The sequence below is a fragment of the Ruegeria sp. HKCCD7181 genome (genome assembly GCF_057221055.1).
Genome location: NZ_JBWVBC010000003.1, coordinates 34871 through 57076, shown reverse-complemented (window position 1 = coordinate 57076; position 22206 = coordinate 34871). Strand labels below are relative to the sequence as shown.

19 protein-coding genes are annotated in these 22206 nt (G+C 57.9%); 7 read left to right on the top strand and 12 right to left on the bottom strand.

Features of this window, described 5'->3' with window-relative positions; translation table 11 throughout:
- Positions 1-14 precede the first annotated feature (14 nt).
- Positions 15-1022 carry a GTP 3',8-cyclase MoaA gene (gene moaA / locus AC2TCY_RS06990; RefSeq protein WP_480846432.1) on the top strand — a complete coding sequence of 336 codons (1008 nt, stop codon included), beginning with the start codon at positions 15-17 and terminating at the stop codon, positions 1020-1022.
- Position 1023: 1 nt separating this feature from the next.
- Entirely contained in the window at positions 1024-2349 is a 1326-nt protein-coding gene (locus AC2TCY_RS06985; RefSeq protein ID WP_480846431.1) for a 3-deoxy-D-manno-octulosonic acid transferase, read from the top strand.
- Positions 2350-2398: 49 nt separating this feature from the next.
- Here AC2TCY_RS06985 and AC2TCY_RS06980 read toward each other — a convergent pair whose 3' ends face one another.
- From AC2TCY_RS06980 to AC2TCY_RS06960, 5 genes are read right to left on the bottom strand one after another with little or no spacing between them, the layout of a single operon-like run.
- Positions 2399-3562, bottom strand: a complete 1164-nt coding sequence (locus tag AC2TCY_RS06980) for a M20 aminoacylase family protein (protein WP_480846430.1) — start codon at positions 3560-3562, stop codon at positions 2399-2401.
- A 22-nt stretch (positions 3563-3584) separates the two neighbouring features.
- On the bottom strand, positions 3585-4748 hold the full coding sequence (locus tag AC2TCY_RS06975) for a M20 aminoacylase family protein (RefSeq protein WP_480846429.1): 1164 nt from the start codon (positions 4746-4748) through the stop codon (positions 3585-3587).
- A gap of 15 nt (positions 4749-4763) precedes the next feature.
- Positions 4764-5930: a M20 aminoacylase family protein gene (locus tag AC2TCY_RS06970; RefSeq protein ID WP_480846427.1), complete on the bottom strand. Its 1167-nt coding sequence runs from the start codon at positions 5928-5930 to the stop codon at positions 4764-4766.
- 25 nt (positions 5931-5955) lie between these two features.
- On the bottom strand, positions 5956-7122 hold the full coding sequence (gene argE, locus AC2TCY_RS06965; protein WP_480846426.1) for an acetylornithine deacetylase: 1167 nt from the start codon (positions 7120-7122) through the stop codon (positions 5956-5958).
- A 5-nt stretch (positions 7123-7127) separates the two neighbouring features.
- Positions 7128-8948 carry an ABC transporter ATP-binding protein gene (locus AC2TCY_RS06960; protein ID WP_480846425.1) on the bottom strand — a complete coding sequence of 607 codons (1821 nt, stop codon included), beginning with the start codon at positions 8946-8948 and terminating at the stop codon, positions 7128-7130.
- 286 nt (positions 8949-9234) lie between these two features.
- Here AC2TCY_RS06960 and AC2TCY_RS06955 point away from each other — a divergent pair, with 286 nt between their 5' ends.
- The 3 genes from AC2TCY_RS06955 (at position 9235) to AC2TCY_RS06945 (ending at position 13017) form a co-directional block, all read left to right on the top strand.
- The gene (locus AC2TCY_RS06955) at positions 9235-10941 is read left to right on the top strand and encodes a peptide ABC transporter substrate-binding protein (protein ID WP_480846424.1); all 1707 of its coding nucleotides are present in this window, start codon (positions 9235-9237) and stop codon (positions 10939-10941) included.
- A gap of 95 nt (positions 10942-11036) precedes the next feature.
- The gene (locus AC2TCY_RS06950) at positions 11037-12044 is read left to right on the top strand and encodes an ABC transporter permease (protein WP_480846423.1); all 1008 of its coding nucleotides are present in this window, start codon (positions 11037-11039) and stop codon (positions 12042-12044) included.
- Positions 12037-13017 (top strand): ABC transporter permease, encoded by a 981-nt coding sequence (locus tag AC2TCY_RS06945; RefSeq protein WP_480846421.1) that lies wholly within the window; start codon positions 12037-12039, stop codon positions 13015-13017. Before AC2TCY_RS06950 ends, AC2TCY_RS06945 begins: the two co-directional genes overlap by 8 nt.
- Before the next feature lie 7 nt (positions 13018-13024).
- Here AC2TCY_RS06945 and AC2TCY_RS06940 read toward each other — a convergent pair whose 3' ends face one another.
- The 6 genes from AC2TCY_RS06940 to AC2TCY_RS06915 all read right to left on the bottom strand — a co-directional run bounded on the left by AC2TCY_RS06940 (position 13025) and on the right by AC2TCY_RS06915 (position 19679).
- Positions 13025-14161: an MFS transporter gene (locus AC2TCY_RS06940; protein WP_480846419.1), complete on the bottom strand. Its 1137-nt coding sequence runs from the start codon at positions 14159-14161 to the stop codon at positions 13025-13027.
- A gap of 70 nt (positions 14162-14231) precedes the next feature.
- Positions 14232-15509: a DUF3422 family protein gene (locus AC2TCY_RS06935; RefSeq protein WP_480846418.1), complete on the bottom strand. Its 1278-nt coding sequence runs from the start codon at positions 15507-15509 to the stop codon at positions 14232-14234.
- Between the two features lie 107 nt (positions 15510-15616).
- Positions 15617-15973, bottom strand: coding sequence for a VOC family protein (locus AC2TCY_RS06930; RefSeq protein ID WP_480846417.1), 357 nt, complete (start codon positions 15971-15973; stop codon positions 15617-15619).
- A gap of 85 nt (positions 15974-16058) precedes the next feature.
- Entirely contained in the window at positions 16059-17513 is a 1455-nt protein-coding gene (locus AC2TCY_RS06925) for an NAD(P)(+) transhydrogenase (Re/Si-specific) subunit beta (RefSeq protein WP_480846415.1), read from the bottom strand.
- A gap of 13 nt (positions 17514-17526) precedes the next feature.
- Positions 17527-19098 (bottom strand): Re/Si-specific NAD(P)(+) transhydrogenase subunit alpha, encoded by a 1572-nt coding sequence (locus AC2TCY_RS06920; RefSeq protein WP_480846414.1) that lies wholly within the window; start codon positions 19096-19098, stop codon positions 17527-17529.
- 131 nt (positions 19099-19229) lie between these two features.
- Positions 19230-19679 (bottom strand): methyltransferase family protein, encoded by a 450-nt coding sequence (locus AC2TCY_RS06915; protein ID WP_480846413.1) that lies wholly within the window; start codon positions 19677-19679, stop codon positions 19230-19232.
- Positions 19680-19874: 195 nt separating this feature from the next.
- Between AC2TCY_RS06915 and kynU the strand changes: the two genes are divergently transcribed.
- Positions 19875-21068, top strand: coding sequence for a kynureninase (kynU, locus tag AC2TCY_RS06910; protein WP_480846412.1), 1194 nt, complete (start codon positions 19875-19877; stop codon positions 21066-21068).
- Here the strand turns inward: kynU and AC2TCY_RS06905 are convergent.
- Positions 21061-21639, bottom strand: a complete 579-nt coding sequence (locus AC2TCY_RS06905) for a TetR/AcrR family transcriptional regulator (RefSeq protein WP_480846410.1) — start codon at positions 21637-21639, stop codon at positions 21061-21063. The genes kynU and AC2TCY_RS06905 overlap by 8 nt on opposite strands.
- Positions 21640-21740: 101 nt before the next feature.
- On the opposite strand from AC2TCY_RS06905, the gene AC2TCY_RS06900 reads away from it, so the two are divergent.
- Entirely contained in the window at positions 21741-22205 is a 465-nt protein-coding gene (locus AC2TCY_RS06900; protein ID WP_480846409.1) for a (2Fe-2S)-binding protein, read from the top strand.
- The last annotated feature ends 1 nt before the right edge of the window (position 22206 follow it).

The window sequence follows — 22206 nt, the reverse complement described above, 5'->3', positions numbered from 1 at the left end:
TTTACCTATGGGCCATGACAGCTCCGCTTATCGACCCGTTTGCCCGCGCCATCACCTATCTCCGCGTCTCCGTCACGGACCGCTGCGATTTCCGCTGTGTTTATTGCATGTCGGAAAACATGAACTTTCTGCCGAAGAAAGACCTGCTGACGCTGGAAGAGCTTGACCGCATGTGCTCGACCTTTGTCCACATGGGCGTTGAAAAGCTGCGCATCACCGGGGGCGAGCCCTTGGTACGCCGCAACATCATGACGTTTTTCAACAGCATGACCCGACACCTCGAAAGTGGCGCTTTGAAAGAGCTGACGCTGACCACCAATGGTTCGCAGCTGCACCGGTTCTCGGATGATCTTTATGCCGCCGGGGTGCGTCGGGTGAATGTTTCTCTGGATACGCTGGACGAAGACAAGTTCGCCAATATCACCCGTTGGGGTCGTCTGAAACAGGTGTTGAATGGCATCGACGCGGCCCAAAAAGCCGGTCTGCGGATTAAGATCAATGCAGTGGCGTTGAAAGGTTTCAACGAAGAAGAGCTGCCCCGAATAACCGAATGGTGTACCGAGCGTGATATGGATCTGACCTGGATCGAGGTTATGCCGATGGGCGACATCGGAAACGAAGACCGTCTGGATCAGTATTGGTCGCTCAAGGATGTGCGCAAGGAATACGAAAACCACTATAGCGTGACCGATTTGGCCGAACGCACAGGCGGTCCTGCGCGCTACGTCCGGCTTGAGGAAACAGGTCAGAAGATCGGCTTCATCACACCGCTGTCCCACAATTTCTGCGAAAGCTGCAACCGCGTGCGCCTGACCTGCACGGGCGAGCTGTACATGTGCCTTGGACAGGAAGATATGGCCGATCTGCGCGGTGCGCTACGCGATCATCCAAACACCGAGGAACCGCTGGAACACGCGATCCGCGCGGCCATCAATCTCAAGCCCAAGGGACATGATTTCGATTACTCCCGCCAAGCGGTCGATGGTCAGATGACGCGCCACATGAGCCATACAGGCGGATGATATGCCCTCAGGGGACACGCGTCCGACGCTGATCTACAAGACCTATTGCACGGCAACTTCTCTACTGTCGCCACTGGTCTGGCGCACGGTTCGCAAAAAGTTGGAAACGGCAGGCGTTCCCGCCCAACGTCAACGAGAACGGCTTGGCCATGCCAGCCTGCCCCGCCCGACTGGTCGCCTGATCTGGTTTCATGCGGCCAGCGTCGGAGAAAGCCTCTCTGTTCTCAGCTTGATAACTCGCTTGGGAAACCGGTTGTCCGATGCCGAGTTTCTGATCACCTCGGGCACGCCTACCTCTGCCGCGTTGATCGAAAAACGGTTGCCACCACGTACGCGGCATCAGTATCCGCCACTGGATACTGCGGGCCCTGTGCGTCGGTTTCTGAATCATTGGCAACCGGACGCCGGGATATTCGTCGAAAGCGAGATCTGGCCACGGCTGATCGTTGAAAGCGCGGAACGGGACATGCCTTTGGCATTGCTAAATGCTCGCTTGTCGGAGAAATCCGTAGCCGGGTGGAAGAAACGACCCAAGACCGCGCGCTTTCTTCTGAACAAATTTCGGGTGTTTCTGACACAGAATGACAGGACGGCAGCCAATCTTCTCAGTATGGGCGCGCCTGCCGATCGCGTGCGCCCCGGAACCAACCTCAAGGCCATGTCCGACCCTTTGCCGGTCGATGATGCGACGCTGACTGAGATCAAGTCCCAGATAGCAAGCCGTCCGATTTGGATCGCCAGTTCGACCCACGCTGGCGAGGAAGAAACCGTTCTGGCCGCCCACGCCGAACTGCTAAAACGCTGGCCGGACCTGCTGCTGCTGCTGATCCCCCGCCACCCAGAGCGTCGGGACGAGGTTACAGACCTTATCTCTAATGCGACTTTGACTGGCGCCTTGCGAAGCAAAGGTCAGCCGATCACCGCGCAAACACAGGTTTACGTCGCGGATACGCTGGGTGAATTGGGCACTTGGTATGCCCTATGCCCCATTGTTTTTCTAGGTGGTTCACTGAAGGAAATCGGCGGCCACAACCCCTTTGAGCCCGCACAGGCTGGGGCCGCCGTCATCACCGGACCCGGCTATTTCAACTTCGCCGAAACCTTTGCCCCGCTGATTGAAACCGGTGGAGCCGTCGAAGCGCGCACGGCAGTCGAACTGAACGAAGCCATCGCCCTGTGGCTATCAGACAACAACGCGCTTGCAGCGGCCCGTAATGGGGCACAGACCTGCGTCAACACACAGAAATCTGCTTTGGATGAGGTCACCGACACTCTGTGTCAGGCGCTGACCCTTACCGCCGCGCAAGATCCATCTTCACGTGGCTAAGTCGTCATAGGGAGTGCGAGGGGTTGATCCCTCGCATCCAAGCTTTCGATCAGGCTGCCGGCATCCGCTGCTCGACAATCTCGGCCCACCAGCTACAGCCAGCAGGGATCGCTTCGTCGTTAAAATTATATTCCGGGTGGTGCACCATCGCAGTATCGCCATTGCCCACAAGGATGTAAGCGCCCGGGCGTTCTTCGAGCATGAAGGCGAAATCCTCGCCCCCCATGACCAGCGGCGCGTCTTCGCAATCACCGGACACGGACCGTGCGACGTCAGCTGCAAATTCAGTCTGCTCGTCGCTGTTCACCATGACCGGATAGCCACGAATGTAAGTCACATCCACCGTGCCCCCGAAGGTTGCGGCGACACCATTGCAAATCTCGTTGATCCGCTGCTCGGCCAGATCGCGCATCTCTTTGCTCATGGTGCGAACCGTACCCTTGATCTGAACGGTCTGCGGAATGACGTTGAACGCTTTTGACGAGGTCTCGAACGAGGTTACCGACACCACCACCTGATCAATCGGGTCTGCATTGCGCGAAGAGATTGTCTGAAGCGCCAAAACCGCCTGAGCAGTCATCACGGTCGTATCCACCGTCTCATGTGGCTTCGCGGCATGACCGCCCCGCCCCTCGAACGTGATGTCGAACTGATCGGTCGCCGCAAAGAAAGACCCAGGACGGATCGAGAAACTGCCAACTGGTTTACCCGGCCAGTTGTGCATCCCATAGACCTCCTGAATGTTCCAACGGTCCATCATTCCATCGTCGCACATCTCTCGGCCACCGCCGCCGCCCTCTTCGGCTGGCTGGAAGATGACCACGACGGTCCCGTCGAAATTGCGCGTCTCCGACAGGTATTTCGCCGCGCCGAGCAGCATCGCTGTGTGTCCGTCATGACCGCAGGCATGCATAGCCCCATCGGTTTTTGAGGCATAGTCGAGCCCCGTTGCCTCATGAATAGGCAACGCATCCATATCGGCGCGCAGGCCGACAACCTTACCCTTGGTGTCGGCCTTACCCTTGATCACACCTACGACACCGGTGCGGCCAATGCCGGTCACGACCTCGTCACAGCCGAACTCTTTCAGTTTGTCGGCGACCAAAGCACTAGTGCGATGGGTTTCAAACAGGATCTCGGGGTTTTCGTGTATGTCGCGCCGCCACGCGGTGATTTCATCCTGCAATTCGGCAAAGCGGTTTTTTACTGGCATCTCTACTCTCTCCTGCGATCTCTCAAGCAGCCGGCATCCGGCGCTCGACCATTTCGGCAAACCAAGAACACCCCACGGGGATGATCTCGTCGTTAAAGTTGTATTCGGGGTGGTGCAGCCCGGCGCTGTCGCCGTTACCCAACACAATAAATGCGCCGGGGCGTTCTTCCAGCATGAACGAGAAATCCTCGCCCCCCATCACCATCGGAGCCTCATCACAGCTGCCACCGACCGAGACGGCGGCCTCGGCAGCAAAACCCGTCTGCTCTTCGGCATTGATCGTGACGGGAACGCCGCGCGTGTAAGTTACCTTGGCAGAGCCGCCAAAGGTGTTGGCAATCCCTTCCACGACCTTGTTCAACCGCTTTTCGATCAGATCCCTCATTTCGTTGGAATGGGTACGTACAGTACCCCGAACCTGCGCCGACTGCGGTATAACGTTGAAAGCTTTGGACGAAGTTTCAACCGAAGTCACGGAAAGTACCGCCTGCAATATCGGATCAACATTGCGCGACACGATTGTCTGCAACGCAACGATCAGCTGGGACAGCATCACGGTTGTATCGACGGTTTCGTGTGGTTTCGCCGCGTGGCCGCCGCGCCCTTCCAGATGAACGTCGAACTCATCCGCTGCAGCCAGTAATGGACCAGGCCGAATTGCAAATTGACCGGTGGGTACGCCCGGCACGTTGTGCATGGCGTAAACCTCTTGAATGCCGAAACGATCCATCATGCCATCTTTGCACATGGCCTCGGCCCCGTTTCCGCCTTCCTCGGCGGGCTGAAAGATCACCACGGCAGTGCCGTTGAAATTCCGGGTTTCGGCCAGATACTTCGCAGCCCCGAGAACCATGGCCGTATGGCCGTCGTGCCCACAGGCATGCATCGCACCTTCGGTTTTCGAAGCATAGTCCAGACCGGTCTGCTCTTGCATCGGTAGCGCGTCCATATCGGCGCGCAACCCGATCACGCGGCTTTGCGTATCGGTCTTGCCTTTAATCACGCCTACGACACCAGTGCGTCCGATCCCGGTTACGACCTCATCGCATCCGAACTCTTTCAGCTTTTCGGCCACCAACGCGCTGGTGCGATGGGTGTCATATAGGATTTCAGGGTGCTGATGAATGTCACGCCGCCAACCAGTTATTTCTTCATGCATCTGTGCAAGGCGGTTTTTGATCGGCATGGCATTCTCCCTTATTTATGCGACGGGCAATCGTCGTTCCACCAGCTCAGCAAACCAGCTGCAGCCGGCAGGAATGGCGTCGTCGTCGAAATTGTATTCCGGGTGGTGGCACATGGCCGTGTCCCCATTCCCGATAAAGATGTAGGCTCCGGGCCGTTCTTCAAGCATGTAGGCGAAATCTTCTGAGGGCATGATCGGATCGGTGCTGTCATTGACCTTGCCAGATACCGCCTGCGCTGCTTCTGCGGCATAGGTGGTTTCGGTCTCGGAATTCATCGTCACCGGATAACCGGGTGTCCATGTCATCTGCGCCGAGGCCCCAAAGGCCGAAGCCGTATCTTCGGCAATCCGGCGCACGCGCTCTTCCGCGATAGTCCGGTATTCGGGATCGAGAGTTCTGACGGTGCCCTGCAACCGAACGGTATGCGCTATGACATTCGATGCAACGCTGTCGGTTTCAAACGTCCCGACGGTCAGCACGACACGCTTGATTGGATCAACAGTTCGCGACACAACCGATTGCAAAGCCACCACAATATGAGACGCAACAAGCGTTGTATCAACTGCATCATGGGGTGCCGCCGCGTGGCCGCCCTTGCCAGTTACAACGATCTCGAATTCATCCGACGAGGCCAGCAGAGCACCGGGCCGGATCGCAAATTCTCCAACAGGCATACCCGGCATATTATGCATACCATAGACTTCCTGAATGCCCCAACGCTCCATCAAACCGTCCTGACACATGGCTAACCCACCGGCGCCGCCTTCCTCAGCCGGTTGAAAGATCAGCACAACCGTCCCGTCAAAATTCCGCGTCTCGGCCAGGTATTGCGCGGCCCCCAACAGCATCGACGTATGACCGTCATGCCCGCAGGCATGCATTTTGCCAGAAACAGTCGATGCATAGTCCAGCCCGGTCGCTTCTTCGATTGGAAGTGCGTCCATATCGGCTCGCAGGCCGATCACGCGGCCCTTGGTGTCTTCGCGGCCTTTGATCACCGCGACAACACCGGTTTGGCCGATGCCAGGAGTGATCTCATCAACCCCGAATTCCTTAAGGCGATCCACGACAAACCCCGCCGTCTCGTGCACGTCGTACATCAGCTCAGGATGCGCATGCAGATAACGGCGCCATTTGGTGATCTCACCATGCATTTCGGCAAGCCGGTTCTTGACGGGCATTTTCGATCTCCTCTTGATGTTCTGGTTAATGAGTTAACCTCTGCACCAGACGTTCCATGAATTTCTGGCCTTCGTTAAATTGCGCGATGGTGATGAACTCATTCGGCTGGTGAGCCTGCGCAATATCGCCCGGGCCGCAAATCACAGCGGAATACCCGGCCTCCTGAAACTGGCCAGCCTCCGTGCCATAGCTTACGACGTGCGTGGCATTATCGCCAGTCAATGACCGCACCAGTGCCTCTGCCTCACCATCTTGTTCCGGAACCAATGCGGGCACCGCAAAGGTTTCCGAAACTTCAATGCGGGCCTCTGGATGGACGACCTGCATCCGAACCTCGGCAGCTTTCACACGATCCATGTAAGCTGTGCGCCATTCGGCGGCTTCTTCACCCGGAACCACCCTGAAATCCATCATGAACCGACAGTCTTTGGCGGTTATGTTATGGGCCGTGCCTCCTTCGATCATACCAACATGGCACGTGGTCCAGGGCGGGTTGAAAATCGCGGCAATTTCGCTGGGCTCGGCGGCCATGTTCTTGACATTCTGCGCGTTTGCCCAGTCGATCAGCGGCGCGGCCTCCATGATCGCGTTCACACCGGTATGCATGATCGAGCTATGAACTTCAAATCCGACTACATGCGTGTCGTAGCCAAAGCCACCTTTGTGGCCCGTGACGGCCTTCATCATCGACGGCTCACCAACGATCACGGCCGACCCCTTGGGCACAACGCCCTGCATTGCCTTGATCATCGGAGGGGCGCCGGTGCATCCGACCTCTTCGTCAAAGCTCAGCGCCAATTGCAGAGGGCGTTTTACGCCGGCGTGCTGTGCCTCGACCAGAGCCCAGATGGCAAGCGCATCAAAGCCTTTCATGTCACAGGTGCCGCGGCCAAAATACTTGCCGTCCTTTTCGGTAACCACGAACGGGTCCGTATCCCATGGCTGACCGTCTATGGGCACCACGTCAGTGTGACCGGACAACACAACCGCGCCCTCCGTCCAAGGGCCGACATGGGCATACAGAGCAGCCTTGTGCGGTTGATCCGGATCCGGCCAGCGGTGGGATTCAATCCCGTGGCTGCGCAAGTAGTCCTCGACCCAATCCACCAGCGGCAGGTTGCTGACACGGCTCACCGTTGGGAATGAGATCAGCTTGGTCATGATCTCAAGCGGAGACAGGCGATCTGCCATAGGGATTAATACCCGCTGTCAGTGGTCAGGATAAAATGGCCCGGCTCGACTTCGCGGTAGTTTGATGGCTCCGGCGTGTATCCGATCGGATGAATAGGCGACGGGATCGGTTTGAAATTCAAATCTTTTTCCGATTTGCGTTTGTTCGGATCGGCGATCGGAACCGCCTTCATCAGTGCCTGGGTATAGGCGTGCTGTGGGTTTTCAAAGACACGTGCACGTGGCCCCAGTTCGACGATCCGCCCCAGATACATGACGCCCACATAGTGGCTGACTCGCTCGACCACGGCCATGTCGTGACTGATGAACAAATAACTGAGGCCAAGCTCGGATTGCAGTTCCATCATCAAGTTCAGAACCTGCGCCTGTACGGACACATCCAGCGCCGAGACCGCCTCATCCGCAATGATCAGCTTGGGGTTCAATGCCAGAGCACGCGCAATGGCGATCCGCTGGCGCTGACCACCCGACATCTCGTGCGGGAAGCGGCGCATGAAGCTGCGCGGCAGATGCACCCTGTCGAACAGGTTCGCGACCCGGTCCTGCAATTCGGAGCCAGACGCAACGCCATAGTTCCGCATCGGCTCGGCCACCTGATCGATAAGCTGCATCTGCGGATTGAGCGAGGCGAACGGGTCCTGAAAGATCATCTGCATGTCGAGCCGCGCCTGCCGCAACCCCTTTTGATCGAGCCCGATGATATCGACGCCGTCCAGGTTGACCTCACCCGTCAGGGGTTCGACCAGCCGCAGGATCGAACGACCCGCCGTCGACTTGCCACAGCCGGATTCGCCCACCAGGCTCAACGTCTGACCCCGGTTCAGCGTGAACGACACGTCCTCAACCGCATGCACGTTCGAGATGGTGCGGCGCAGCAACCCGCCCTTGACCGGGAACCTTGTGGTCAGGTTCTTGACCGTCAGCAGCACCTCTTCGGTGCCGGGGATCGGGTCGGTATTCTGCCCTTCGACGCCCAGCAACTTCATCGGCTCGGGCGCGGCCTTGCCGCGCATCTCGCCCAGTTTCGGCACCGCCGCCAGCAGGGATTTGGTGTAGTCGTGCTGCGGATTTTCAAAGATTTCGTTGACCGACCCCTCTTCGACCTTGTTGCCGCGGAACATAACCACAACCCGGTCAGCCATCTGCGCAACGACAGCCATGTCGTGGGTGATAAACATCACCGCCGTGCCAGTTTCGCGCTTGAGGCGGTCCATCAACGCGAGAATCTCGGCCTGAATAGTCACGTCGAGCGCCGTCGTCGGCTCGTCCGCAATAAGCAAGCGCGGCTCGCATGCCATCGCCATTGCGATCACCACGCGCTGACGCATCCCACCGGACAATTCGTGCGGATACTGCTTCAGACGCCGCTCGGGCTCGGGGATTCGAACCTGACGCAACAATTCAAGAGCCCGCGCCTCAGCGTCAGCTTTGTTCAGGTCCTTGTGGATTCGCAACCCTTCGGTCAGTTGCCGGCCGACCGTAAACACAGGGTTCAAAGCCGTCATCGGTTCCTGAAAGATCATTCCGATCTCGTTACCGCGAATCTGTTTCATCAGATCCTGATCAGCCTTTGACAGGTCCATCTCTTCGCCGTCGCGCCGATCAAACAGCAGTTGACCGTCGGCAATTTCGCCGCCGCCGAACTCGACCAATCGCATCAGCGACAGCGAGGATACCGATTTACCGGACCCCGATTCGCCAACGATACAAACGGTTTCGCCTGGGTGTACCTCAAAGGAGACGTCTTCGACCCCAACGACAGGTCCGTCCTTTGTCTGAAATTCTACACGTAGTTTCTTGATCTGGGCAATTGGCTGATCCAGCACGTGCACGCTCCCCTTGGCGGCTTATGTTTTTTTGGTTGCCAAACGCTAAGGCGGCGAGACGGGAAAAGTCAAACGCATTGCAGAATTTCGCTGCGGCAAGGCTTGCAATTTTCAGAAACTCTGTTTCGATACGCCGCGTAACCGTTTTTGGGAGAGGGCGGAAAACACGAAGCGTAAATTTCGTTTTCGTTTTTTTTCAATACCTTGCCACCCAGTTCGGCAACGCCTAGTCCGCAGGCCTCGCGGAGATAATCGAGACACGTAAGTGTCCAACATGGAGTGTATGATGAAAATCAAAACCCTTTTGCTTGGTGCGATCGCCAGCACGGCTATGGCCCCGATGGCCTTTGCCGAGCGCGGATCGGACGGCAATGTCAGCATCATTTACTGGCAGGCACCTTCGATCCTGAACCCGTTTCTTTCAGGCGGTACCAAGGATGTGGAATCGGCTTCGCTGGTGATCGAGCCTCTGGCCCGTTACGACCAAGACGGCAACATGGTGCCATTTCTGGCATCTGAAATTCCGACGGTTGAGAATGGCGGCGTCAGCGAAGATCTGACCTCGATCACTTGGAAAATCGCTCCGGGAATCACCTGGTCGGATGGCACGCCGTTCACCTCGGCTGACGTAAAGTTTACGGCCGATTACTGCATGCACCCCGAAGGCGGCTGCGCGCAGGTTACCAAATTTGAAGGCGTCACCAATGTAGAAGCCGTCGACGATCTGACCGTAAAAGTCACTTTCGACGCGCCGACTCCGTTCCCCTATGGCCCCTTCGTAGGCGGTGAAAGCCCGATCATTCAGGCTGCACAGTTCGCTGACTGCGTGGGCGCGAAAGCCCCCGAATGCACGACCGAGAACTTCAACCCGATCGGCACCGGACCCTTTGTCGTCACCGAGTTCAAGCCGAACGACGTGATCACCATGAAGGCCAACGAAAACTACCGCGATCCGGCAAAACCGGCCTTCGCAACGCTGACCTTCAAGGGTGGCGGCGATGCAACTGCGGCGGGTCGCGCCGTCATGGAAACTGGCGAGTTCGACTATGCTTGGAACCTGCAGCTGGCACCTGAAGTAATCCAGCAAATGCAGGAAGGCGGCAAGGGTACTCCGGTTGCAGGCTTCGGCCCGCTGGTCGAGCGTATCATGCTGAACCAGACCAACCCGTCATCCGATCTCCCGGAAGGCGAACGTTCGACTGCCAAGCATCCGCACCCGTTCCTGACGGATCCTGCGGTTTACAAGGCGATGTCGATGGCCATCGACCGTCCGCTGCTGGTGGAAATCGGCTATGGTCAGGCCGGTCAGGTCACCTGTAACTGGGTTCCGGCCCCGGCTGCAGTTAATTCGGACACGTTCACCTGTGACACACAGGACATCGAAGGCGCGAAGAAGCTGCTAGATGATGCAGGTATCGTTGATTCCGATGGCGACGGTGTGCGCGAAAAGGACGGCGTTCCGTTGAAGATCGTCTATCAGACCTCGACCAACGCTGTTCGTCAGGACTTCCAGGCGCTGATCAAAGAATGGTGGAGCCAGATCGGTATCGAATCCGAGCTGCGCAACATCAACGCGTCGGTCTTCTTCGGTGGTGACCCGGGTTCGCCTGACACCTTCCAGAAGTTCTATGCTGACGTTGAGATGTACGCCAACACCTTCAACGGCACAGACCCGCAATCCTATCTGGGCAACGGCCTGTGCGACAAAGCACCCAAGCCGGAAAGCCAGTGGCAGGGTGAAAACATTAGCCGCTTCTGCAACGAAGAGTTCGACAAGCTGCATGGTCAGCTGGCCGAAACTGCTGGCGCGGACGAGCGTGCGAAAATCGCCCGTCGCCTGAATGACATCATGGTTGAAAACGGCGGTATGATCCCGCTGGTGCACCGTGGCCGTCTGTCGGCACATTCGAACACGCTTGGTGGTGTTGTTCTGAACGTGTGGGACAGCGAACTGTGGAACGCTGCTGATTGGTATCGCAAAACCGGTTCGTAAGCGCTAGTCTTGCATACACCGCGCCCTGATCTTGTTCGGGGCGCGGTATTTCGCATACTCCACCAACAAGAAGACGCATACAAAGGCGCCTCTTAATGCTCAACTTCACTATAAGACGACTGATCCTGGCCGTTCCGACGCTCTTGTTCATCAGCCTCGTCATTTTCCTGCTCCTCGAGCTCGCACCAGGCGATCCGATGGCGCAGGTACCGCTCACTGTTCCGCCCGAAGTCAAAGAGAAGATGCGCGAGGCGCTTGGCCTCGGTCAGCCGATGCATATCCGGTTCTGGAAATGGATCGTGCAGTTCTTCTGGATCGAACCGCAGGTGCTGGTCGACGCAATGTTCGGCACAACCTTCTCAGAAGGTGATCTGCGTGTGATTTCGTGGCAGACCCGCTCGCCCGTCATGGACATCGTGGTTCAGCGTATCCCGCAAACCCTGTGGGTTGTCGGCACCGCCTATGTGGTCGCCATCCTGATCGCCCTTCCCATCGGCATCTACTCTGCTTACCGCCAGTACTCCTGGTTCGATCAAATGGGGACATTCGTTTCCATGGTTGGGTTCTCGGTGCCGCCGTTCTTCTCGGGCGTTCTGGTGATCGTGATCTTTTCGGTGCAGCTGGGCTGGTTCCCGTCGATCTATGACACCACACTTGTTGTGAACAGCTGGGACAGCTTTGTCGTGCAGCTGAAACAGATGATCATGCCTGTCATGGTTTTGGCCCTTCAGATCACTGCGCAGCTCAGCCGGTTTATGCGGGCGTCCATGCTGGATAACCTCAATCAGGACTATGTCCGCACCGCCCGCGCCAAGGGGCTGAGTGAATATACCGTCGTCATGGTGCACGTTCTGCGCAACTCGATGATCCCGGTGGTGACCGTAATCGCGCTGGGTATTCCCGCCATCTTCGGCGGCGCAATCATCACCGAGCAGGTGTTCAAGGTAAACGGCATCGGTCAACTGTTGATTGGCGCAATTCAGGCCAATGACCTTCCGATGGTGCAAACCCTGACCTTCATCTTTGCTGTTCTGATCGTTCTGTTCAACCTGATCGCAGACGTTCTGTATGGCATTCTGGACCCGAGGATCCGCTATGACTGATAAGGATCACACCGACACGCTGGTCCCCGACGAAGGGCTCGCACCCGCTTCAACGGCCCTGCCCACCGCAGACGTGATGGAGGAGCTGGCCACCCCACCCCGCAGCCAATGGCGCGACGTTTGGGATCAGTTCAAGACGCATAAGGGCGCGATGCTGGGCGCGGTGTTGTTCATCTTCATCGTCGCCGCCGTCTATCTGGGGCCTTACTTGTGGACCATCGATCCAACACAGATCGATATCCGGGCACGCAATCAGGGGCCAAGCCTCGCCCATCCCTTTGGTACCGATCAGCTGGGTCGCGATATCATGGCACGAATGATGTCAGGCGGCCAAACGTCGGTTTCAGTTGGTATCACTGCGATGCTGCTGGCCCTGTTCCTAGGCTCTTTCATTGGCGTTGTGGCCGGGTTCTTCAAGCGGTTGGACGGTCCGCTAATGCGCCTCACCGATTTGTTCCTGGCCCTGCCCCTGTTGCCGCTGCTGCTTGTGATGATGCTGCTGTTCCGCGAGCCCTTGTCTGCGGCCTTCGGGTTGGAGCGCGGGATATTCATCCTGATCGTTTGCGCCATCGGGATCACATCGTGGATGCCTACAGCACGGATTGTGCGCGGCGACGTGCTGGCCATCAAGGAGCGTGAGTTCGTGCTGGCCGCCCGTTCGATCGGCACCAGCAACTCGCAGATCATCACCCGGCATATCCTGCCCAACGTGCTGTCGCCTATCATGGTGTCCGCAACGCTGGGCATTGCCACGGCGATTATCACTGAAAGCGCTTTGTCCTTCTTGGGGCTTGGGTTCCCGCCTGACTTCCCGACATGGGGCCGCCTGCTGTTTGATGGCGTCGACTACCTGCAGCAATACCCCGAGCGCGTGTTCTGGCCCGGGTTGGCGATTTCGCTGACTGTGCTGAGCGTCAATTACCTGGGCGACGGTCTGCGCGACGCGCTGGACCCGCGCATTCGCGGACGCTGAAACAAACTCAGTCGGCGCGCCTCAGCGCGCCGGCTAACACCACGATCACCACCGCCAGCGGCAAGAGTACCGCAAAGGCCAGTCGCAGGGTCAGCAACTCAGCCAATATCCCGATCAGCGGCGGCCCGATCAGCAACCCACCGTATCCCAGCGTGGCAACACTGGCGATTGCCTGCCCCGGCGGGACCGCCGGATCACTGGCTGCACGGCTGAACGCCAGCGGCATGATCACGGCATAGCCCACCCCCATTAACGCAAATCCAGCCAGCGCCAGATGCGGAGCTGCAGCGGACACTACGCAAAACACACCAAACGCAGCGCATATACCACCGAACCGGGCCGTAGCCGCTGGCCCAAAACGGGCGATCACAACGCCACCTGCTAGACGGAACGCCACCATCGTTACCGAAAAGATTGCATAGCCCAGTGCTGCGATGCTTTCTGCCGCTCCTGTAACATCGCGCAGAAAAATAGCGCTCCAATCCGCGACGGCGCCTTCGCCAAGTGCTCCGCATAGAGCGGTAAGCCCGACCAGAACCAAGGCGCCGGATGGCAATGCGAAAACCGACCCCTTGGACAGTTCAGAGCGCCTTGACGTCCAGCGCACCCACGACAAAGCAAGAGCAAGCCCGACGACGACACCTCCGGCCAGCAGAAAATGAAGGATAACCGTCAAGCCCATCTGAACCGCGACATACCCGCTGAGCGCCCCCAACCCTGCCCCAAGGCTCCACATCGCGTGAAACGAGGACATCAATGGCTTGTCATAGGCTCGCTCGACCTCTGCCGCCCAGGCGTTCATCGCCACGTCCATTGAGCCGTGAAAGGCACCGAAGACGAACAAGAAGGCGGCCAACGTCCAGACCTCTCCAGCCAGTGCCAACAATACCAGAGAGAACGTGTAAAGAACCGCAACGGCACGCGTGATGGCTACTGCGCCGAAGCGGTCTGTCAGTCGCCCGGTGATCGGAAAAGAACAAACGGCCCCGGCTGCCATGAACAACAGGCCATAGCCCAACGCCTCGTGTGTCAATTCCAGACGGTCACGCACGGCGGGAATGCGCGATGCCCAGATACCAAACAGTGCACCGTTCAGGATGAACATGGCGGCGACAGCCCGCCATGCGGCCAAAATACCGATCAAAGATTGCCCTCACCGAATTCACCAAAACGCGGCCTGTTCTACAGGCTTGAAGGCGTTTGGCAAACGGTGCTTATTCCAGCCGCTTGCGTATTTGGCGGATTCCGTACCAAACCCCTAGAACCACAGGGACCGTGACGGCCGCTGTCAGTATCCCTTTGCTGATCCCCACTTTGGTCAGCGGATAAAGAAGATAGCTGACCAGTGAGACCGCGTAGTAGCTGATGGCCACGACAGACAATCCCTCGACCGTATGCTGCAGGCGCAGGGCCAGATCGGCGCGTCGGTCCATGCTTTCTAGCAACGCTTGGTTCTGCGCACTGCGTTCCACATCCACGCGCGTTCGCAGCAGCTCTCCCGCTCGAATGGCCCGGTCCGAAAGCGCCTGAAGGCGGCGTTCCGTGGATTTCACGGTGCGGATGGCAGGATCATAGCGGCGCATCATGAAATCGGCGAAGTTCTGACCACCTTCAAACCGTTCTTCGCGCAGGACCTCGATCCGCTGGTTGACGATGGCCTCATAAGCGCCCGTAGCCCCGAACCGGAATGAGCATTGGGCTGAAAGAGTTTCAAGCTCGATCGATGTCGACAGCAAATCCTGCAACAGTTCGTCAGGATGCGCCGAGTTATCGGTCATCTGCCCCATCAAGCGGGTCAGCTTTTCGTCCAGCTTTCCGATACGGGGCATCAGCTGTTTAACACGCGCAAAACCCAGCATGGACATCGCTTTGTAGGTCTCGATCTCGCACAGGCGCTGAACAATCCGCCCGGTCCTGCGCTCTCCGGTGCCTTCGCTCACAAACAGTGCAAAGCGCATATGTCCCGCCGGATCAATACGAAAATCGCTGGCGCAAACGGCGGTGTCATCCAGCACACGGGCGACGGCGAGGCTTTCCGGTTCAAACCAATCCGTCAGTTTGGACTTTACTACCTCGTCCTCCTCACGTTCTATCACACGCACCATTGCGGAGGTGACCCGCTGGCCCGGACTGGCCGTCAGCCAATCGGGCGGGAAGACCTCGAAATCGGCCGGGTTGAACGCACGATCACTCACGTTCTGGGCAATCGCGGTGTAGGTCACGAACTCGGTATGCTGCTCCCACTTCAGCCAATGGCGCCCGATCTGACCGGCGTAGTGCGTGGCATCCGGCTGAGGGTGCTGTGCGCCGTGACGATCCAGAAGATTGATCAGGTGCTCCAAATCCTCACGGCGATCCCGTGCGGCAGCGGCCTCCGGTTTCTTGATCGCCAGAAAAACCACCGTGCACGGCATTGTCGCCACCGGGAAAGGCCGTGCATGCAGTTCATTGGCCAGCGCATAGCGCAGGGGATGGTCGTCTATTGGCGTCATTTAGGGCTCCGCTTCGTCCGACGCACTATACGACACATGCACAATACATCAATTCTCTTTTTATTTCATACACTTACAGGAATACATCGGTATACAAGCCCGCTATCTCATTGATTTGGCTCCCAGAGTTCAATCGGATTTCCCTCGGGATCGTGAATGCGGGCGAACTTTCCAATTTCACTGTCCCATTCGGCGCGGGTTTCGACCGCGATTCCGGCGGCTTCCAACTGGGAGATCATGGCCGCCAGATCATCAACCCGGAAATTGATCATCCATTGTTGCTCGCTGCGTCCGAAATATTCGGTGTCCTGCGCAAACGGGGCAAAGACTGTGTACCCCTCACGCTGCTTCCATGGCACAGGGTCGTAGTGATTGACGCCGAGGTGTTTTTCGTACCAGGTGCTCAGCGCTTCGGGGTCGCGCGTGCGGAAAAACAGACCGCCAATGCCGTTTACTTTTTCCATGATCCACCTCCTGTGTTCCGAAGGTATATCAAAAACAGGAAAGGCGCCCGTATAGAGCGCCTTTCTTTGGTGATCATGCCGCAGATCAGTCGATCATTGGCAGGAGTTTATCAAGCGAGGCTTTTGCGTCCCCGTAGAACATGCGCGTGTTCTCCTTGAAGAACAGCGGGTTTTCGATACCCGAGTAACCCGTGCCCTGACCGCGCTTGGACACGAAGACCTGCTTTGCCTTCCAGCATTCCAAAACCGGCATGCCGGCAATGGGGCTGTTGGGATCTTCCTGCGCCGCAGGGTTCACGATGTCGTTCGATCCAATGACAATCGCCACATCCGTATCCGGGAAGTCGTCGTTGATCTCGTCCATTTCCAAAACGATGTCATACGGCACCTTCGCCTCGGCCAGCAGCACGTTCATGTGGCCGGGTAGACGACCCGCAACGGGGTGGATCGCAAAGCGGACATTCTTGCCCTTGGCGCGCAGCTTGCGAACCAGCTCGCTGACCGATTGCTGCGCCTGCGCCACGGCCATGCCATAACCGGGTATGATGACGATGCTGTCAGCGTCGTTCAGGGCTGCAGCAACACCGTCTGCTTCGATGGCGATCTGCTCGCCCTCGACCGCCATCTGTTCGCCCTGTGGGCCGCCAAAACCGCCCAGGATCACGCTGACAAAGTGACGATTCATCGCCTTGCACATGATGTAAGACAGGATCGCACCCGACGAGCCCACCAGCGCGCCCACCACGATCAGCAGGTCATTGCCCAGCGAGAAGCCAATGGCCGCCGCCGCCCAGCCCGAATACGAGTTCAGCATCGACACAACCACCGGCATGTCGGCGCCGCCGATGCCCATGATCAGGTGATAACCGATGAACAGCGCCGCCAGCGTCATCAGGAACAGCGGGAAGAAGCCGCCCGATGCCGTGTACCAGAACAGGCAGATCAGCGACAATCCAGCCGCAGCCGCGTTCAGCGCGTGACCACCGGGCAATTTGGTCGCCGCCGAGGTCACTTTGCCCGCCAGCTTGCCATAGGCCACGACCGAGCCGGTAAAGGTGATCGCACCAATGAAGATGCCCAGAAACAGCTCGACATGCAGGATCGACACTTCGGCCGGGGTCTTCTTGGCGATCAGTTGGGCAAACCCTCCGAGACCCGTGAGCAGAACGTCCTTCGATGCATCCGAGACCGCGAACATTTCGGCGACGTTCAGGACCTCAAAATGTGCATTGTAGCCAACGAACACAGCCGCCAGACCAACCAGCGAGTGCATAGCCGCCACAAGCTGCGGCATCTCGGTCATCTGCACCCGCTGCGCCACGTATTGACCGATCAGGCCACCGCCTGCGATCAGCAGCAACGATAGCAGCCACCGACCCGCACCGGGGCCGACAAGCGTGGCAAAAACCGCAAGCGCCATACCGACGATGCCATACCAGACCGCGCGCTTGGCGCTTTCCTGGTTCGACAGGCCGCCAAGGGACAGGATGAACAGAACAGCCGCGACAACGTAGGCGGCAGTGGTGAAGCCAAATTCCATGTGCCCGGCCTCCTTAAGATTTCTGGAACATGGCAAGCATGCGCCGGGTTACGAGGAAGCCGCCAAAGATGTTGATCCCGGCCATGAAGACCGACAGTGCCGCCAGCAGAACGACAAGGACTGACCCAGATCCGATCTGCATAAGCGCCCCGACGATGATGATCGACGAGATCGCGTTGGTGATCGCCATCAGCGGTGTGTGCAGCGAATGCGAGACGTTCCAGATCACCTGGAAGCCCACAAAGATTGCCAGCACGAAGACGATGAAGTGCTGCATGAAACTGGCCGGAGCAATCAGCCCCACCAGCAGCATCAACGCGCCGCCGACACCCAACAGAGTGAATTGTTGCTTGGTTTGCGCCTTGAAGGCCGCAATCTCCTGCGCCTTTTTCTCCTCCGCCGTCAATTCCTTGACCTCGGGCTTTTTCTGCGCCGCAATCGCCTGCACTTTGGGCGGCGGCGGCGGGAAGGTGATCTCGCCTTCATACGTCACGGTCGAGCCACGGATCACATCGTCTTCCATGTCATGATTGACCTGCCCGTCCTTTTCGGGCGTCAGGTCCGTCATCATGTGCCGGATATTGGTCGCATACAAAGACGAGGACTGCGCCGCCATCCGGCTGGGGAAGTCCGTATAGCCGATGATGGTCACACCATTGTCGGTCACGACCTTCTCATCCGGTACGGTGCCTTCGACGTTGCCGCCGCGCTCGGCTGCAAGGTCAACAATCACCGAGCCCGGCTTCATCGCTTTGACCATATCCTCAAGCCACAGCTTCGGTGCCGGGCGGTTGGGGATCAGGGCCGTGGTAATGACGATGTCCACCTCGGGTGCCAGTTCGCGGAACTTGGCCAATTGCGCGTTGCGGAACTCTTCGGACTGGACGCTGGCATAGCCACCGGTGGCCGCGCCATCCTGCTGTTCCTCTTCAAAGTCCAGGTAAACGAACTCGGCACCCATGGATTCGACCTGCTCGGCCACTTCGGGGCGCACGTCGAACGCGTAGGTGATCGCACCCAGCGAGGTGGACGTCCCGATCGCGGCAAGACCCGCCACACCGGCGCCGACGATCAGCACCTTGGCAGGAGGCACCTTGCCAGCAGCCGTCACCTGACCGGTGAAGAAGCGGCCAAAGTTGTTGCCCGCCTCGATCACCGCGCGGTAACCCGCGATGTTGGCCATGGAAGACAGCGCATCCATTTTCTGCGCGCGCGAAATGCGCGGGACCATTTCCATGGCAATCACATTGGCGCCCTTGGATTTGGCCAGCGCCATTCCCTCTTCATTCCCGGCCGGGTTGAAGAACGAAATCAACGTCTTGCCTTTGGTCAGACGCTTCAGCTCGGTTTCGTTGGGCTGACGCACCTTGGCAACGATATCTGCAGCCTTCCAAAGCGACGCGGCGGTCTTGATGACCTCGACACCGGCTTCCTCATAGGCTTGATCCGAGAACCCTGCGGCCGCGCCGGCCCCCTTCTCGATCAAGCATTCATATCCCAGCTTTTGCAATTGACGCGCTGAATCCGGAGTCATCGCAACCCGGTTCTCCCCGTCAAAAACCTCTTTTGGTGTTCCTATCTTCACCGGTGCGATCTCCTTAATTTCGTGTCCGTTCGCGCAGGTCGTCGGTATTGTTGTTCCAGAGACGATGTATCTTGCGAAAGATTATTTCGCAAGCGCAGCAATTCCCATGTTGTGTCAAATTTCGCACAACTTCAGATCCATCGACGCGTCTGGCGTTCGTACCGGGCGAAATCAACCCGGAATGTTCGGCGCAATTGGTTCTCTTCCGGCACGATAAAGCGCCGCTCCAATACCCAGACAAATACGGGTATCAGGACAAGCGACAATACCGCATCAAATCGAAGTATGAGCCCAGCCAGGATCAGCACGTCGCCCAGATAGATTGGGTTTCGGCTGCGCTTGTAGATGCCCGACTGCACCATGGCCGAAGGTGTCTCGTGCGGGATTACAGTCGTGCGATGTCGACGAAATTCGACAATCGCCATAATTGCCAAAATAATCCCCGCACCGATAAGCAACCCGCTGAGCAAGTTGGTAACAGCGCCCTCAAGCGACAAGCCAAGCGGCAACATGCGTCCTTGCAACCAGGCCAGCAACGCAAAGCCGATCAACCAGACGGGCGGAATATCGATCCGGCGCATGATGTCCTCCTGTTGCAAAATCTCGCAAAGCATGTCGCTTTCGTGTCATGTCCTACCGCTTTCTGATTGCGAAGGCAAAAGCTCAGGGTGTCGCAGCACTCGCAGCCCGTGGCCGGCACACCGATGGACAGGCCAAGAAGGATCGGGTACGCCGGTGACAGATCAGACTTGTCTACACAAAACGCGCGAGACCCCATGACCGATTTCAGCAAAACAAAGGCCATGTTCGACCTGCCTGAAGGGATGATTTATCTGGACGGGAACTCTCTGGGCCCTTTGCCTAAAGCGGCGGGTGCGAAAGTTCAGGACATGCTGAGCCAAGAATGGGGGCAGATGCTGATCACCGGCTGGAACAAAGCGGGTTGGATGGCTCTCCCTACTGGGCTCGGCGACCGGATCGGCCGGTTGATCGGGGCGGAACCGGGCAGCGTTGTGGTTGGCGACACATTGTCGATCAAGGTTTATCAGGCCGTCGCTTCGGCGCTGGAACTGAATCCGGGACGCAAGGTGGTGCTGTCGGATAACGGCAATTTTCCTTCCGATCTCTATATGGCCGACGGGCTGTTGCGATCATTGGGGGATGACTACGAGTTGCGCGTGGTCAATCCCGAGGATGTCGCCTCGCACATTACCGAAGACATGGCCGTTTTGATGCTGACCGAGGTTGATTACCGCTCCGGACGCATACATGACATGAAAGCACTGACGGAACTGGCCCATGCGAATGGCGTGGTGACAGTTTGGGACCTGGCGCACTCTGCCGGTGCAATTCCTGTGGACTTGTCTGGCTGCAATGCGGATTTTGCCGTGGGTTGTACTTACAAGTACCTCAATGGTGGGCCAGGGGCGCCTGCATTCATCTATATTGCTCCTCGCCTGACGGACCGGGTCCGCCCGGCGCTTTCGGGCTGGCTGGGGCATGAGGCGCCTTTTGCTTTTGATCTGGATTACCGCCCCGGCGCAGGAATTGAACGGATGCGGGTCGGTACTCCACCGGTGATACAGATGACAGCGTTGTCTTCGGCGATGGACATCTGGGACATGACCAATATGGCCGACATTCGCGCCAAGTCCATCGAACTGACCGAACTGTTCGTCGCCCGAGTTGAAGCTGCCTGTCCCGAGTTGGAGCTGGCCAGCCCGCGCGATCCACACCGGCGCGGCAGCCAGATCTCGTTCCGCTTTGCAGAAGGTTACGCCGCAATGCAGGCTCTGATTGAACGCGGTGTAATCGGGGATTTCCGCGCGCCCGACATCATGCGGTTCGGTTTCACACCGCTCTATATTGAAGAAAGCGACGTGGAACAGGCCGTCGATATTCTGGCCGACATCATCGGCAACAAGCTATGGGACAAACCGGAATACAAAATCCGACAGCGCGTTACCTGACCTCCAACCCGGCGCCCAACAACGCCGCCAATTGAGAGATTCTTAGCTCAAATTCCTCGGCTCCTGAGGCTGTCATCTTGATCCCCTTTAGAGCCGCAGTAATTGTCCCGGCCGTCTCATCCGGCCCGACGGGAAGATGCACGCGGCCGGCGACATCTTCACGCCGCAGCCAGTCCGCATAAAGGCCTGTCAATTTGGCCTCTCCATCCTGGACAATATCCGTAGACATGGATTTTGTGGCGTCCAGCATTTCAAGCCCGTGAGGGGAGGCCAGAATATCTGCCATACCCTCGGATTGCACTTGAATCGCCCGTGCCAAAATTTCCGGCACGGTTCCCTCCCCACCCAGCGCCTCGGTCACTGAAAGGGTCTTTTGGCCATAATACAGCCGGGTAAGCTCACGAACGATCGCCTCTTTATTCTTGTAATGCAGATAAACAGCAGGCCGCGACATACCGGCCCCCTTGGCAATGTCATCCATCGAGGTTTTTCGAAAACCGTAGGTTGCAAAGGCCTGAAATGCCGAATTCAGGATCGCAGCCTGTCTGGGATCTTCACTAACGTTTGTCATAGTCGAACCCCTGACATTTTTTGTTTATTTTGTCAATTGACACAATGACACTTTACGCTAATTATGTCAGACAGTCAGTCACAGCCAAAAAGAGGTGCGCCATGGCGACCACCCTTAAGATCAATGGAACAGCCCATCAGGTCGATCTGCCTGATGATGTCCCCCTGTTGTGGGTTCTGCGCGACGAGGTCGGCCTGACCGGTACGAAATTCGGCTGCGGCGTCGCCGCCTGCGGGTCCTGCACTGTTCACATCGACGGGGAAGCTGTGCGCTCTTGTCAGGTGGCGCTATCCGATGTCTGGGGTGACGTCACCACGATCGAAGGGCTGGGCACACCGGACACGATGGCCACAATCCAAAAGGCTTGGGTCGATAATCAGGTCGCGCAATGTGGCTACTGCCAGTCTGGCCAGATCATGCAAGCCGCTGCCCTTCTGTCGGACAACCCAACCCCTACCGATGCCGAGATCGACGAGGCGATGCAGGGCAACCTGTGCCGCTGCGGCACCTATCCCCGTATCCGCGCCGCCATCCACGACGCCGCAGCAAAGCTGAAGGAGGTCTGAA